This window comes from Streptomyces sp. NPDC003027 (genome assembly GCF_053591435.1).
Map to the genome: position 1 here is coordinate 10,366 of NZ_JBSFTU010000050.1, position 13,399 is coordinate 23,764.

Sequence of the window (13,399 nt, forward strand, 5' to 3'; positions counted from 1 at the left end):
GGCCGCCCGGTCTGACCGCCCCGCCGTCGACGAGCGCCGCTGACGGCCGCCCGGTCTGACCGTCCCGCCGTCGACGAGCGCCGCTGACGGCCGCCCGGTCTGACCGTCCCGCCGTCGACGAGCGCCGCTGACGGCCGCCCGATCGACCATGCGCCCGGAATGACTGGTTCGCCCCCTTCGTGGATAACCGCACCCCATGAGCTGGCTCCGTGCCCTGAAGGAGACCGCCCGCTCCGGATTCGCCGTCGAGCGGCGGCGGCTCGAACCCCTCGTCGCCGCCCGTGGAGCCCTCGGTCTCGCCCTCGTCGTCGGCGTCTCCCTCGCCCTCTTCGGACCCGGCGTCGCCGTCTCCTCCGCCTTCGGCGCCTTCCAGGCCGCCATCGCCACCTTCCAGCGCTCCTGGCGCCCGCGCCCCACGCTCGCCCTCGCCTCCGGCGCCAGCCTCGCCGTCTCCACCTTCCTCGGTTACGTCACCAACGCCGGCGCCCACCCCGCCCTCTTCCTCGCCCTGCTCATCCTCTGGACGTTCCTGTCCGGGCTCGCCTGGGCCAACGGCCCCACCGTCGGCATCATCGCCTCCTCCAACGTCGCGATCATGCTGGTCACCGTCACCCTCCCGACCTCCGTCGCCGGGGCCGCCGGCCACGCCGCCATGATCGCCGTCGGGGGTCTGGTCCAGGCCGCGCTGGTCGTGCTCCTGCCGATCCGCCGCTGGGGCGCCCAGCGCGACGCCCTCGCCGACGCGCTCGCCGCCGAGGCGGACTACGCCCGGCGCCTGCGCCACGACCCCACCGCCTCCTTCGACCCGGTCCCGCTCATGACGGCCCGCAGCGCCGCCGCCGTCACCCCCCGCCAGGCCCGCCGCCGCCCGGCCGAGCTGCACGGCGCCCGGGGCCTCGCCGAGCGCATCCGGCCCGTGCTCGCCTCGCTGGCGGACCCGGCCGTCGGCGTCCCGGCCGAGGGCCCGCAGCGCGCCCGGGTCCATGAGCTGCTGGAAGCCGCCGGTGCCGTCCTGGACGCCGCCGCCCACGCCATCCGCCACGGCGCACCGGTCGACCTCCCGCCCGCCGCGCTCGCCGCCCTCCGTACCCCCGACACCGGCGCGATCCTCACCGGCCCGCCGCGCCGCGCCGCCGTCCGGCTCGCCGCGCTCCTCGACGACGTCGTGGAGACCGCCGAGCCGCGCGCCGAGACCGCCGCCGAGGCACGCTCCCGGCCCACCCTCCTGCGACTGACCCCCGTCGCCCTGGCCCGGATGCGCGCCGAACTGCGCCACGACTCGCCGATCCTGCGCCACGCCGTCCGCGTCTCCGCGGTCACCGCCGCCGGCTACGTCCTCGGCACCGCCCTCCCCCTCGGCCACGGCTACTGGGCCCCGATGGCCTCCGTGATGGTCATGCGCCCCGACTTCTCCCAGACGTACGCCCGTTCCGTCGCCCGCTTCGGCGGAACCCTCCTCGGCGTCGCACTCGCCACCGGCATCGTGCAGACCGCCCGCCCCGGCGTGTACTCCTCGGCCGCGCTCGCGGTGGGGTGCGCGTTCGGGATGTACCTGCTGATGCGCACCGGGTACGCCGTCAGCCAGGTCTGCGTCTCGGCGTACGTCGTCTTCCTGCTCGGCATGGGCGGTTCGGCCTGGACGCAGACCGTCCCCGAGCGGGTGGTCCTGACCCTGCTGGGCGGCGTCCTGGCGATGGTCGCGTACGCCGTCTATCCGGCGTGGGAGACGCCCAGGCTGCGCCACCGCCTCGCCGACTGGCTGGTGGCGGACGGGCGGTACGCCGCCGCCGTCGTCGCCCACTACGCCGCCCCGGCAGGCCCCGCCCTCCCGGACGTCCGCGAGGCGCTCCTGGAGACCAGGACGGCGCGGATCGCCTGGCAGGAGGCGGTGGCGCGGGCGACCCACGAACCGGTGCGCCACCGGGGCCTGTCGCGCGCGGCGGCGGAGGAAGCCGGGCACGCCCTGGCCCAGTTCGGACGGGTCGCGATGCTGCTGGAGGCCCACCTGCCGGAGCGCGGCGCGCCACCGGTCCCCGCCGCCACGACGCTCGCGGAGTCGCTGCGCCGGGCGACGGAACGGGGCGCGAGGGCGGTACGGGAGCGGGAGGTGCCGGGCTGGGACGACCTGCGGGAGACCGTCGCCGCCTGGGAGGAGGCCCCGCCGGACCACTTCCTGCTCCACAAGAGCGCCCGCCTCCTCCTGGACGCCCTGGACGACCTCGGCAAAGCCCTGACGGAGAGGCCCTAGGCGAGGCCGTCGGCCCCCGCCGTGGAAAGGGTTCGCCGGGCGGATCTTCACGACGGTCTACGCCCACCGCCAAGGCGACCTACCTCTCCGGACGATTATTGGTAATGGGAACCATGTTCATTTACTCTGCATGCCATGGCCCGCAATGAACTCCGCCCGATCATCAAGCTCCGGTCCACCGCCGGCACCGGCTACACCTACGTCACCCGCAAGAACCGCCGGAACAACCCCGACCGCCTCACCCTGCGCAAGTTCGACCCGGTCGCCGGCCGGCACGTCGACTTCCGAGAGGAGCGCTGAGCCCCCATGCGGCACGGCATCCACCCCCCGTACGGCCCGGTCGTCTTCCGCGACAAGGCCGCCGACTTCGCCTTCCTCACCCGTTCCACCCTCACCAGCGACAAGACGGTGGAGTGGGAGGACGGCCACACGTACCCCGTCGTCGACGTCGAGATCTCCTCGGCGAGCCACCCCTTCCACACCGGCACCGCGCGCGTGCTCGACACCGCCGGCCGGGTGGAGCGATTCGAGCGCCGCTACGGCCGCGAGGACGATCGGCGCGAGGCGCGCTGATGTCACCCGGCCTCTCCGTCGCCCTCGTCGGGGGTCTGCACTCCGACGCCCGCCGCGCCGCCGTGGACCGGCTCCTCGCCACCGTCCCCGGCAGCGTCGCCCTCCACCACGACCTCGCGACGGCCCCGGCGACCGGGACGGTCACCCGAACCGTCCGCGACGCCACCGGCGTCCTGTCCACCGACGAGACCCCGCTCGTCAACGACTGCGCCTGCTGCGCCCTGCGCGAGGACCTCGTCCCCGAGCTGGAACGGCTCGCGGACAGCGGACCGGCCCGCCTGGCCGTCGTCGAACTGTGGGACTCGGTCGAGCCCAAGGCGATGGCCGAGGTCGTCGCCGCCGCCGGGCTCCGGATCGGCGCCGTGATCACCGCCGTCGACCCGGCCCTCGTCCTGCCCTGTCTCGGCAACGGCGACGACCTCGCCGACGCCGGGCTCGCGGCCGCCGCCACGGACCAGCGGACCGTCGCCGACACCTGGGCGCGCCAGCTGGAGTACGCGCCCGTCCTCGCCCTCCTCGACAACCCCGACGCGGACGACGAGGACCGGGCCCTCCTCGCCCAGCTCCACCCCACAGCGCGGCATGTGCCCATCGACGGCGGTACGGAACTGGCCGGCATCGCGCTCGCCGGTTTCGACGTCGAGGCCGCCGCGGCCGCCCAGCACCCGGCGTGCGCCCTGCTGCCGCAGGAGGCGGACGCGAACGGCGTCACCACCTACGTCTGGCACCACCGCCGGCCCTTCCACCCCGAGCGCCTCTACGCCGCCCTCGAGGACCTGACCTGCGCCGCGGCCCGCAGCCGGGGGCGGTTCTGGCTCGCCGACAAGCCCGACACCCTGCTCGCCTGGGACGCGGCCGGCGGCGCCCTCTGCGTCGAGAGCGCCGGGCCGTGGCTGGCCTCGCTGCCCGACGCCGCCTGGGAGATGGTGCCACCGGTCCGCCAAGGCCGCCGCCGCCGTCGACTGGGACCCCGAGCACGGCGACCGCTGCCAGCACCTGGTCTTCACCTCGCCCGGCCTGGACCGGGACGGCCTCGCCGAGATCCTCGACTCCTGCCTGCTCACCGACGCCGAGTACGCCGCCGGGCGCGATGCCTGGAAGCGGCTCCCACCCGCCTTCGACTCCCTCCTGGAGGTCTGACCCGTGCCCCCCAAGTCCCCCCGCAAGCCCGCCAAGCCGCGCCCCAACCCGCTGGACCGGGACGGCATCACGTACATCGACTACAAGGACACCGATCTGCTGCGGAAGTTCATCTCCGACCGGGGCAAGATCCGCAGCCGCAGGGTGACGCGCGTGAGCGCGCGGCAGCAGCGGCAGATCGCCCGGGCCGTCAAGAACGCCCGCGAGATGGCACTCTTGCCTTACTCGTCGGTAGCCCGCTGAGCCACGCTGGTACGGAGCGTCGCGTAGTCGACACACCACCCCGCGTGCACGTGCATCTGCTCATGCATTGGTAACGTGAACACGGCTATGATCCGAGGAAGTTGACCACTGCACGAAGCATCTCGGGGAGCTACCAGTGCACCACGCGCATCACGCGTACAACGGCATGGCGGCCACGGAGCTGCGGGGTGTCGTGTGGCAGAAGAGCCGGCACAGCAACTCGCAGGGCTCCTGCGTGGAGTTCGCCAAGCTGCCCGGCGGAGACGTGGCGGTGCGCAACTCCCGCCACCCCGAGGGGCCGGCGCTCGTCTACACGCCCGCCGAGATAGAGGCGCTGCTGCTGGGGGTCAAGGACGGGGAGTTCGACCACCTGGTGTGAGTGCGCGCGGTCCGCGCACGAGAGAGGGCCCCGGCATCCGCCGGGGCCCTTCTCCGTCCGGGTGGGCGCGTACTACTCCGGCCCCAGCCGGAACAGCGCCCAGACCACCTTGCCCTGGAGCGTCCCGGCCAGCGGGTGCCAGCCCCAGCCGTCGCTGAAGGAGTCGACCAGGAACAGCCCCCGGCCGCCCTCCGCGCAGTCGTCGCTCCCGCGCGCCTCCGGGCTCTTGTGGCTCGGGTCGCGCACGGCGCACACCAGCCGCGAGGACCAGCGCATCAGATGCAGCCGCACCGGCGGATTCTGGCCTTCCTCCTGGGGGGCGTCCGCCGGGAGCGCGTGGCGCAGGGCGTTGGTGACGAGTTCGGAGACGACCAGGGCCACATCGTCGAAGCGGTCCGTGAGATCCCACTGGACGAGCGTGGTGCGGGTGAACTTCCGTGCGCCGCGCACCGCGTCGTAGCGCGGGGGCAGCGAGCAGGAGGCCGAGGTGGAGACGGCCGCGGGATCGATCGGCGGAAGCCCCTGCCGTAACGGCTCGAGCATGGTCGATCCATTCGTCCCCATGCGAGGCACTCCCGGAAATCGCGGCGAATCGCGGCTGTGGTGCGACGGCGTGGTGCTAAAGGTGGTGCGACGACACGAGGTGGTACGCGGCTGCGCGTCCATGGTTCCGAATGCGACCTCTGGATGCAAGGGCAGATGCACGTGCACGCGCCGGACCTGTCCTTTCCCGCGCCGATTCTGGGGAAATCTTCTGCCGACTCCTTTCACCCGGAACGCCAACACGCCCTGAAGTCTTCGTCTTTGAGTAATCGGATGTGTACGCGCTGAAGCGTTTAGTGGCAGAATCCGGGGCCCTGGACCCCGAAGGGAAGGCTGGAGCCGTGACCGCAGGCGAATCGAGCGGGGCGAGCGGGAGCGTGGTGCGGCGCATCCTGCTCGGCTCGCAGCTGAGGCGACTGCGCGAGTCGCGCGGCATCACCCGCGAGGCGGCCGGTTACTCGATCCGCGCGTCCGAATCCAAGATCAGCCGTATGGAGTTGGGCAGGGTGAGCTTCAAGGCCAGAGATGTCGAGGATCTGCTCACGCTCTACGGCGTCAGCGACGACAGGGAGCGCGGCTCACTCCTCGCGCTCGCCCGCGAGGCCAACGTGGCCGGCTGGTGGCACAGCTTCGGCGACGTACTGCCCGGCTGGTTCCAGACGTACATCGGCCTCGAAGGCTCCGCCTCCCTCATCCGGGTCTACGAAGTGCAGTTCGTGCACGGCCTGTTGCAGACCGAGGCGTACGCGCACGCCGTGGTCAGCCGGGGCATGCCCGACGCCCCCCGCGCGGACATCGAGCGCCGGGTCGCACTGCGCCTGGAGCGCCAGAAGATCCTGGTCTCCGAGCACGCTCCCCACTTCCACGTCGTCCTCGACGAGGCCGCTCTGCGCCGGCCCTACGGCGACCGCGCCGTGATGCGAGGCCAGCTGAGGCATCTCATAGAGATCTCCGAGCACCCCGGCGTCACGCTCCAGGTCATGCCGTTCAGCTTCGGCGGGCACGCCGGTGAGAGCGGCTCGTTCACCATGCTGAGCTTCCCCGAGTCGGACCTCTCCGACATCGTCTATCTGGAGCAGCTCACCAGCGCCCTCTACCTCGACAAGCGCGAGGAGGTCGGCCAGTACGCGCGCGTGATGGAGCGGCTGCAGAAGGACAGCCCCGATCCGGCCGAAAGTCGCGACCTTCTCCGAGGACTCCTCCAACTCTCCTGACTCGTCAGTAGGATGACGTCACATCAGTTCGCGTCCGTACCGACGTCCGCCACCGCGGGTTAAGGGGTCTCGCCCAATGTCCATGGCCTACTTCACCGACCTCGCCCACCAGTACATAGACGGCGAGTGGAAGCCCGGCAGCGGGTCGTGGGACATCATCGACTTCAACCCGTACACCGGGGAGAAGCTCGCCTCGATCACCGTCGCCACCGCCGACGAGGTCGACCGCGCCTACCGCTCCGCCGAGCGCGCCCAGGCCGCGTGGGCCGAGACCAACCCGTACACCCGGCGGCTCGTCTTCGAGCGCGCGCTGCGGATCGTCGAGGAGCGCGAGCAGGAGATCGGCGACGCCATCGTCGCCGAGCTCGGCGGCACCCGCCTGAAGGCGGCCTTCGAACTGCACCTCGCCAAGGAGTTCCTGCGCGAGGCGATCCAGCTGGCGCTGCGCCCCGAGGGCCGGATCCTGCCCTCGCCCGTGGACGGCAAGGAGAACCGCGTCTACCGCCTCCCGGTCGGTGTCGTCGGTGTCATTTCGCCCTTCAACTTCCCCTTCCTGCTGTCGATCAAGTCGGTGGCGCCCGCGCTCGCGCTGGGCAACGCCGTGGTCCTCAAGCCGCACCAGAACACGCCGATCTGCGGCGGCACCCTGGTCGCCAAGGTCCTGGAGGACGCCGGCCTGCCGGCCGGTCTGCTGAACGTCGTCGTCACCGACATCGCCGAGATAGGCGACGCGCTGCTGACCCACCCCATCCCGAAGGTCATCTCCTTCACCGGCTCCGACAAGGTCGGCCGCCACGTCGCCACCGTCTGCGCGCAGAACTTCAAGCACGCCGTCCTCGAACTGGGCGGCAACAGCGCCCTGATCGTCCTGGACGACGCCGACGTCGACTACGCCGTGGACGCGGCCGTCTTCAGCCGCTTCGTGCACCAGGGCCAGGTCTGCATGGCGGCCAACCGGATCCTGGTCGACCGCACGCTGGAGGCGGAGTTCACCGAGAAGTTCGTGGCGAAGGTCAGGACCCTGCGCGTCGGCGACCCGGCCGACCCCGCCACCCACATCGGCCCGCTGATCAACTCCCAGCAGGCGGAGGCGATCACCGCGCTCGTCGAGCAGACGGTCCAGGGCGGCGCGACGGCCCTGCTGCACGGCGCGGCTGACGGCAACGTCGTCTCCCCGACCGTCCTGACCGGCATCGCGGCCGACGCGCCCGTACTGCGCCAGGAGATCTTCGGCCCGGTGGCGCTGATCGTCCCCTTCGACGGCGAGGAGGAGGCGGTACGGATCGCCAACGACACCCCGTACGGGCTGAGCGGTGCCGTCCACACCGGTGACCTGGAGCGCGGCGTACGGGTCGCCAAGCGCATCCACACCGGCATGATCCACATCAACGACGGCACGGTGCACGACGAGCCGATCGTGCCGTTCGGCGGCGAGAAGCACTCCGGTGTCGGCCGGCTGAACGGCGACGCGATGATCGACGCCTTCACCACCCAGAAGTGGATCTCGATCCAGCACGGGCGGAGCCACTTCCCCTTTTAGGACCGGAACTGTCCTCAAGGCTCAGTAGCGTGGTGGGTGTCGGGAAGGCGGGATGCCCTCCCGGCACCCCACGGTCGTTCAGATACCCACGGAAGGCGGACCCCATGGTCGCTCTTGTTCCCGCGGAGGCCCACGGCGACGAGCGCGGAGCGTTCCTCAACTTCGTCGAGGCGCAGCGCGCCGCGATCCGCCGCGCCTCCCTCGGCCTCACCGAGGAGCAGGCGGCGAGCCGCCCCAGCGCCAGTGAGCTCAGCCTCTCCGGCCTGATCAAGCACGTCGCGGAGGTCGAGCTGAACTGGCTGCGCCTGGCGCAGCAGCGGCCGAACGAGCGGCAGCGCTCGAAGGAGACGTGGGGCGAGGCGTTCCGGCTGGTGGACGGCGAGACGATCCCGCGGCTGCTGGACTTCTGGGACGGGGTGAAGAAGGAGACCGAGGAGTTCGTCCGCGAGGTCCCCAGCCTGGACGAGACCTTCCCGCTGCCGTCGGCGCCGTGGTTCCCGAAGGACGGCCGGGTGTCGGTGCGGTGGATGCTCCTCCATCTCGTCCAGGAGATGGGGCGGCACGCCGGGCACGCGGACATCATCCGGGAGTCCCTGGACGGCCAGGACTCGTTCTCGCTGATCAGGCGGGAGCAGGAAGGGTGACGCAAGGGCGGCGGTCCTGACGTCCCCCGTACTCTGGTCGGAGTTGATGAGAGGGGTGGTGGGATGTCGGCGATCCGGCTCCTCGTCCTGGGCGCGGTGCGCCAGCACGGCCGGGCCCACGGCTACCAGGTCCGCAACGACCTGGAGTTCTGGGGCGCGCACGAGTGGTCCACCGCCAAGCCCGGCTCGATCTACCACGCGCTCAAGCAGATGGCCAAGCAGGGCCTGCTGCGCGCCTACGAGACCGCGCCGAGCACGGCCGGCGGACCGCCGCGCACCGAGTACGAGGTGACGGACCGGGGCACCGAGGAGTACTTCGCACTCCTGCGTGAGGCGCTGACCACCTACGACCAGAAGATGGACGTCCTGTCGGCGGGCATCGGCTTCATCGTCGACCTGCCCCGCGCCGAGGTCGTGCAGCTGCTGCGCCGGCGGCTGCGGGCGCTGGACGAGTGGCGCACGGCCGTCACCGAGTACTACACGCCGGAGGGCGGGCCGCAGCAGCTCGGTCACATCGGCGAGATCATGCACCTCTGGGTGCACTCCGCCGACGCGGGCAAGGAGTGGACGCTCGGACTGATCGAGCGGATCGAGGCGGGGGCGTACTCCTTCGCCGGCGAGGGCGGGGAGCCTTTCGTGGGAGTCCTCGCGGAGGGCCAGGAGAACCCGTTCGCCTTGGGGACCTCCAGCTAATCAAGTTTGACTAAGGACCGTCCCGGGCATAGCGTCGGTCGAGTAGTCAAGTTTGACTACTAGCGGGGCGTAGGCGGATACGAATGGAGGAGGCGGGCGGATGACAGACGCGATCGTCGTCGAGGGCGCGCGGAAACGGTACGGGGACAAGCAGGCGCTCGACGGCCTCGATCTGGTCGTCGGCGGCGGCACCGTGCACGGGGTGCTCGGCCCCAACGGCGCCGGCAAGACCACGACGGTACGGATCCTGGCCACCCTGCTGCGGCACGACGAGGGAGTCGTGCGCGTCGCGGGCTTCGACGTCCGCGGACAGGCCGTCCAGGTGCGGCGGCGGATCGGGCTCCTCGGCCAGCACGCCGCCGTCGACGAGGAGCTCGGCGGCCGGCAGAACCTGGAGATGTTCGGGCGGCTGCACCACCTCGGCGGCAGGCGCGCCGGAGCCCGCGCGGACGAGCTCCTGGAGCGGTTCGGCCTGGCGGACACCGGGCGCAAGCCCGTCAAGCGGTACAGCGGCGGCATGCGGCGCCGGCTCGACCTCGCGGCCTCGCTCATCACCGAGCCCGACGTGCTCTTCCTCGACGAGCCGACGACCGGCCTCGATCCACGGGGCCGGACCGAGGTGTGGGAGTCGGTCCGCTCCCTGGTGGGCGGAGGGACGACCGTCCTGCTGACCACGCAGTACCTGGAGGAGGCCGACCAGCTCGCGGACCGCATCTCGGTCGTGGACCGGGGGAGGGTCGTCGCGGACGGCACGGCCGACGAGCTGAAGGCGAAGGTGGGCGGCGACCGGATCGACGTCGTCCTGCGGGACGCGGGCCGGCTCGCCGAGGCGGCCCGGCTGCTTCCGGCGGCCGACGTGGCCCTCGACACCGACCGGCGCCGGATCAGCGCCCCGGTCACCGACCGGATGGCCGCGCTGGCGGAGACCGTACGGGCCCTGGAGGCGGCCGGCATCGAGGCGGAGGACATCGCCCTGCGACGGCCCACGCTGGACGAGGCGTTCCTGCACCTGACCGGCGCACCCGACCACGCGACGGAGGTGGCCGCATGAGCGCCGCCTACGTGATGAGCGACTGCTGGACCATGACCCGACGCGAACTCGCCCACTGGGCGCGGCAACCGGTCCAGGTGGTGGTCGGACTCGTCTTCCCGATCATGATGCTGCTGATGTTCGGCTACCTCGTCGGCGGGGGCAGGGGCATCGACGGGCCGTACGTCGACTTCCTCGTGCCCGGCATGCTCACACTCACGATGGTCTTCGGCCTCGAAGGCACCATGACGGCCGTCACCCGTGACCTCGACAAGGGCGTGATCGACCGGTTCCGCTCGATGCCGATGGCCGACGGCGCGGTCCTGGTGGGCCGTTCGGTCGCCGACATGCTCCAGTCCGCCGCCGGACTGATCCTCATGATCGGTGTCGGGTACGCCATCGGCTGGCGGGCGCACGGCGGCCCGGGCGCCTTCCTGGGGGCCGTCGGGCTGCTGCTCCTGCTGCGCTTCGCGATGCTGTGGATCGGCATCTTCCTGGCGCTCGTGGCGGGCCGGGCCGAGCTCGTGCAGACCGTGCAGATCCTGGTCTGGCCGATCGGCTTCCTCTCCAACGCCTTCGCCGCTCCCGGGTCGATGCCCGGCTGGCTGGGCACGGTCGTGGAGTGGAACCCCATGTCCGCCACGGCGACGGCGGTACGGGACCTGTTCGGCAACCCGGGAGGGGAGCCCGGGCACGTCATGGCGGCGGTGGTGTGGCCCCTGGTGCTCCTGGCCGCCTTCTTCCCCCTGGCGGTGGCGAGGTTCGGCCGGCTCAGCAGATAGCCGGGGGAGCCGGCCGTCAGTGGTGGAAGGCGGTCGCCGCCGCCTTGTCGCGGCTCCAAGGGTGCGGCTGACGTCGCAGTTCGGGCAGGAGCCGCTTCAGATCCTCCACGAACAGCTCCGCGAGGTCGGCCGAGAAGCCGTTGCGGCACACCACGCGCAGCACGGACAGATCCTCGCGGTGGGCGGGGAAGGTGTAGGCGGGAACGAGCCAGCCGCGCTCGCGCAGCCGGCGGGACACGTCGAAGACATCGAACGCCGTGATCTCCGGCGAGGTGGTGAACGCGAACACCGGCAGCTGGTCGCCCCGGGTCAGGAGCCGGAAGTCGCCCATCGCCTCCACCCGCTCCGCCAGCCCCCTGGCCACGTCCCGGGTGGCCTGCTGGACCGCCCGGTAGCCCTCCCTGCCGAGCCGCAGGAAGGTGTAGTACTGCGCGACGACCTGGGCGCCGGGCCGGGAGAAGTTGAGGGCGAAGGTGGGCATGTCGCCGCCCAGGTAGTCGACCCGGAAGACCAGCTCCTCGGGGAGTTCGGCGGGCGAGCGCCACAGCGCCCAGCCGACGCCCGGGTAGACCAGCCCGTACTTGTGACCGGAGGTGTTGATCGAGGAGACGCGCGGCAGCCGGAAGTCCCACACCAGGCCCTCGTCCAGGAAAGGCGCGACCATCGCGCCCGAGGCACCGTCCACGTGCACGGGGACGTCGAGACCGGTGCGCTCCTGGAGACCGTCCAGGGCGGCGCAGATCTCGGCGACGGGTTCGTAGGAGCCGTCGAAGGTCGAACCGAGCACGGCGACGACGCCGATGGTGTTCTCGTCGCAGAGCGCGACGGCCGCCTCGGGGTCCAGATGGAAGCGGTCGCCCTCCATGGGCACGAACCGGGGCTCGACCTCCCAGAAGGCGCAGAACTTCTCCCAGCAGACCTGGACGTTGATCCCCATCACCAGATTGGGGCGGGCGACGGCCGGGTAGCGGTCCTCGTTCCGCCGCGCCCAGCGGCGCTTGAGCGCCATACCGGCGAGCATGCACGCCTCGCTGGAGCCGGTGGTCGAGCAGCCGACGACGGCCGAGGGGTCGGGCGCGTTCCAGAGATCGGCGAGCATGGCGACGCACCGCCGCTCCAGCTCGGCGGTGCGCGGGTACTCGTCCTTGTCGATCATGTTCTTGTCGCGGCACTCGCCCATCAGCACACCGGCCTGGGGCTCCATCCAGGTGGTGACGAAGGTGGCGAGGTTGAGCCGGGAGTTGCCGTCGAGCATCAGTTCGTCGTGGACCAGCCGGTACGCGGTCATGGGCGGCAGGGGCCCGTCCGGCAGGCGGTGGCGCGGTGGTGCCTCGGTCATGCCGCCGACCGGGTCGGCCTCGCCGTAGAACGGGTTGAGGGCCAGACGCCGGTCGGGCTCCGGCTCGGCGGGAACCTGGTGCAGCGGCACGGGGGATCTCCTTCCGGGCGGGCGTCACACGCGATCCACCTGGCCCCCAGACTCGGCCCCACGGGCCCCACCCGCATCCCGGAGGGCCCCGGGAGGTGCCCGTGGAACCCGGAGCCGTCAGAATGCGTTGATACTTTGGGGCAGCCGTCCCCCCGCCCCACCGACCGCAGGAGCCCGGAACCCGTGAATACGCTTGCCCTCGGACCGAGCTGGCTGGACCCGGACTATTTGATCCAGACCTTCGGTCTGATCGGTGTCCTGGTCATCGTCTTCGCCGAGTCCGGCCTGCTCATCGGGTTCTTCCTGCCCGGTGACTCGTTGCTCTTCACCACCGGCCTGCTGGTCACCACCGGCAAGCTGGACACCCCGCTCTGGCTCGTCTGCACGCTGATCGTGTTCGCCGCGATCATCGGCGACCAGGTCGGCTACCTCTTCGGCCGCAAGGTCGGCCCGGCCCTCTTCAAGCGCCCCGACTCCAGGCTCTTCAAGCAGGAGAACGTCGAGAAGGCGCACGACTTCTTCGAGAAGCACGGACCGAAGTCGCTGATCCTCGCCCGGTTCGTGCCGATCGTCCGCACGTTCACGCCGATCATCGCCGGTGTGAGCCGGATGAACTACCGCTCGTTCATCACCTTCAACATCATCGGCGGCGTCCTGTGGGGCGCGGGCGTGACCCTGCTCGGCGCCTCCCTCGGCAAGATCGACTTCGTGCACCGGCACATCGAGGCGATCCTCATCCTGATCGTGCTCATCTCGGTCGTCCCGATCGTGATCGAGTACCTCCGCGCCCGCTCCCAGTCCAAGAAGGCCGCCGCCCGCACCGAGGGCGCCCCCACCGACCAGGACACCCCCGCGGAGCGCGGCCGCCACGCGAAGCGGTGAGTTTTTTTGGGGCTCGGTTCGCCTCCGGGCGCTTTAAGCGTCTGTCGACGGTCGGCCGT

General features: G+C 71.5%; 14 protein-coding genes and 1 pseudogene. 13 read left to right on the forward strand and 2 right to left on the reverse strand.

Annotated features, from left to right (window positions below; all coding sequences use genetic code 11):
- The first annotated feature begins 196 nt into the window (after positions 1-196).
- The 6 genes and pseudogenes from ACWDX6_RS26760 to ACWDX6_RS26785 all read left to right on the forward strand — a co-directional run bounded on the left by ACWDX6_RS26760 (position 197) and on the right by ACWDX6_RS26785 (position 4,583).
- The gene (locus ACWDX6_RS26760) at positions 197-2,248 is read left to right on the forward strand and encodes an FUSC family protein (RefSeq protein ID WP_451487445.1); all 2,052 of its coding nucleotides are present in this window, start codon (positions 197-199) and stop codon (positions 2,246-2,248) included.
- A 135-nt stretch (positions 2,249-2,383) separates the two neighbouring features.
- Positions 2,384-2,548, forward strand: a complete 165-nt coding sequence (gene rpmG / locus ACWDX6_RS26765) for a 50S ribosomal protein L33 (protein WP_403293875.1) — start codon at positions 2,384-2,386, stop codon at positions 2,546-2,548.
- A 6-nt stretch (positions 2,549-2,554) separates the two neighbouring features.
- Complete coding sequence (locus ACWDX6_RS26770) at positions 2,555-2,821, forward strand: type B 50S ribosomal protein L31 (RefSeq protein ID WP_451487446.1); 267 nt, start codon at positions 2,555-2,557, stop codon at positions 2,819-2,821.
- A pseudogene (locus ACWDX6_RS26775) lies at positions 2,821-3,961 on the forward strand (CobW family GTP-binding protein). The gene ACWDX6_RS26770 and the pseudogene ACWDX6_RS26775 overlap by 1 nt, the downstream one beginning before the upstream one ends.
- Before the next feature lie 3 nt (positions 3,962-3,964).
- A complete protein-coding gene (gene rpsR / locus ACWDX6_RS26780) occupies positions 3,965-4,204 on the forward strand; it encodes a 30S ribosomal protein S18 (RefSeq protein WP_451487447.1) in 240 nt (79 codons plus the stop codon).
- 166 nt (positions 4,205-4,370) lie between these two features.
- Complete coding sequence (locus tag ACWDX6_RS26785) at positions 4,371-4,583, forward strand: DUF397 domain-containing protein (RefSeq protein ID WP_041129870.1); 213 nt, start codon at positions 4,371-4,373, stop codon at positions 4,581-4,583.
- Between the two features lie 72 nt (positions 4,584-4,655).
- Here ACWDX6_RS26785 and ACWDX6_RS26790 read toward each other — a convergent pair whose 3' ends face one another.
- Positions 4,656-5,147 carry an ATP-binding protein gene (locus tag ACWDX6_RS26790; RefSeq protein ID WP_451487448.1) on the reverse strand — a complete coding sequence of 164 codons (492 nt, stop codon included), beginning with the start codon at positions 5,145-5,147 and terminating at the stop codon, positions 4,656-4,658.
- A gap of 320 nt (positions 5,148-5,467) precedes the next feature.
- Here ACWDX6_RS26790 and ACWDX6_RS26795 point away from each other — a divergent pair, with 320 nt between their 5' ends.
- The 6 genes from ACWDX6_RS26795 (at position 5,468) to ACWDX6_RS26820 (ending at position 11,029) form a co-directional block, all read left to right on the forward strand.
- Complete coding sequence (locus ACWDX6_RS26795) at positions 5,468-6,340, forward strand: helix-turn-helix domain-containing protein (RefSeq protein WP_451487449.1); 873 nt, start codon at positions 5,468-5,470, stop codon at positions 6,338-6,340.
- A gap of 82 nt (positions 6,341-6,422) precedes the next feature.
- Positions 6,423-7,880 (forward strand): aldehyde dehydrogenase family protein, encoded by a 1,458-nt coding sequence (locus tag ACWDX6_RS26800; protein ID WP_451487473.1) that lies wholly within the window; start codon positions 6,423-6,425, stop codon positions 7,878-7,880.
- A gap of 104 nt (positions 7,881-7,984) precedes the next feature.
- The gene (locus ACWDX6_RS26805) at positions 7,985-8,524 is read left to right on the forward strand and encodes a DinB family protein (RefSeq protein WP_451487450.1); all 540 of its coding nucleotides are present in this window, start codon (positions 7,985-7,987) and stop codon (positions 8,522-8,524) included.
- 63 nt (positions 8,525-8,587) lie between these two features.
- On the forward strand, positions 8,588-9,217 hold the full coding sequence (locus tag ACWDX6_RS26810) for a PadR family transcriptional regulator (protein ID WP_451487451.1): 630 nt from the start codon (positions 8,588-8,590) through the stop codon (positions 9,215-9,217).
- Positions 9,218-9,317: 100 nt separating this feature from the next.
- Positions 9,318-10,268, forward strand: coding sequence for an ATP-binding cassette domain-containing protein (locus ACWDX6_RS26815; protein WP_451487452.1), 951 nt, complete (start codon positions 9,318-9,320; stop codon positions 10,266-10,268).
- Positions 10,265-11,029, forward strand: coding sequence for an ABC transporter permease (locus tag ACWDX6_RS26820; RefSeq protein WP_451487453.1), 765 nt, complete (start codon positions 10,265-10,267; stop codon positions 11,027-11,029). Before ACWDX6_RS26815 ends, ACWDX6_RS26820 begins: the two co-directional genes overlap by 4 nt.
- Positions 11,030-11,045: 16 nt before the next feature.
- On the opposite strand, the gene ACWDX6_RS26825 is transcribed toward ACWDX6_RS26820, so the two are convergent.
- Positions 11,046-12,458 carry a glutamate decarboxylase gene (locus ACWDX6_RS26825; RefSeq protein ID WP_451487454.1) on the reverse strand — a complete coding sequence of 471 codons (1,413 nt, stop codon included), beginning with the start codon at positions 12,456-12,458 and terminating at the stop codon, positions 11,046-11,048.
- Between the two features lie 183 nt (positions 12,459-12,641).
- Here ACWDX6_RS26825 and ACWDX6_RS26830 point away from each other — a divergent pair, with 183 nt between their 5' ends.
- Positions 12,642-13,340, forward strand: coding sequence for a DedA family protein (locus tag ACWDX6_RS26830; RefSeq protein WP_451487455.1), 699 nt, complete (start codon positions 12,642-12,644; stop codon positions 13,338-13,340).
- Positions 13,341-13,399: the final 59 nt, after the last annotated feature.

Excerpts from the sequence above, each read along its gene's own strand:
- ACWDX6_RS26760 (WP_451487445.1), top strand. The coding sequence starts at position 197 with ATGAGCTGGCTCCGTGCCCTGAAGGAGACCGCCCGCTCCGGATTCGCC.
- rpmG (WP_403293875.1), top strand. The coding sequence starts at position 2,384 with ATGGCCCGCAATGAACTCCGCCCGATCATCAAGCTCCGGTCCACCGCC.
- ACWDX6_RS26770 (WP_451487446.1), top strand. The coding sequence starts at position 2,555 with ATGCGGCACGGCATCCACCCCCCGTACGGCCCGGTCGTCTTCCGCGAC.
- ACWDX6_RS26785 (WP_041129870.1), top strand. The coding sequence starts at position 4,371 with ATGGCGGCCACGGAGCTGCGGGGTGTCGTGTGGCAGAAGAGCCGGCAC.
- ACWDX6_RS26790 (WP_451487448.1), bottom strand. The coding sequence starts at position 5,147 with ATGGGGACGAATGGATCGACCATGCTCGAGCCGTTACGGCAGGGGCTT.
- ACWDX6_RS26800 (WP_451487473.1), top strand. The coding sequence starts at position 6,423 with ATGGCCTACTTCACCGACCTCGCCCACCAGTACATAGACGGCGAGTGG.
- ACWDX6_RS26805 (WP_451487450.1), top strand. The coding sequence starts at position 7,985 with ATGGTCGCTCTTGTTCCCGCGGAGGCCCACGGCGACGAGCGCGGAGCG.
- ACWDX6_RS26810 (WP_451487451.1), top strand. The coding sequence starts at position 8,588 with ATGTCGGCGATCCGGCTCCTCGTCCTGGGCGCGGTGCGCCAGCACGGC.
- ACWDX6_RS26815 (WP_451487452.1), top strand. The coding sequence starts at position 9,318 with ATGACAGACGCGATCGTCGTCGAGGGCGCGCGGAAACGGTACGGGGAC.
- ACWDX6_RS26820 (WP_451487453.1), top strand. The coding sequence starts at position 10,265 with ATGAGCGCCGCCTACGTGATGAGCGACTGCTGGACCATGACCCGACGC.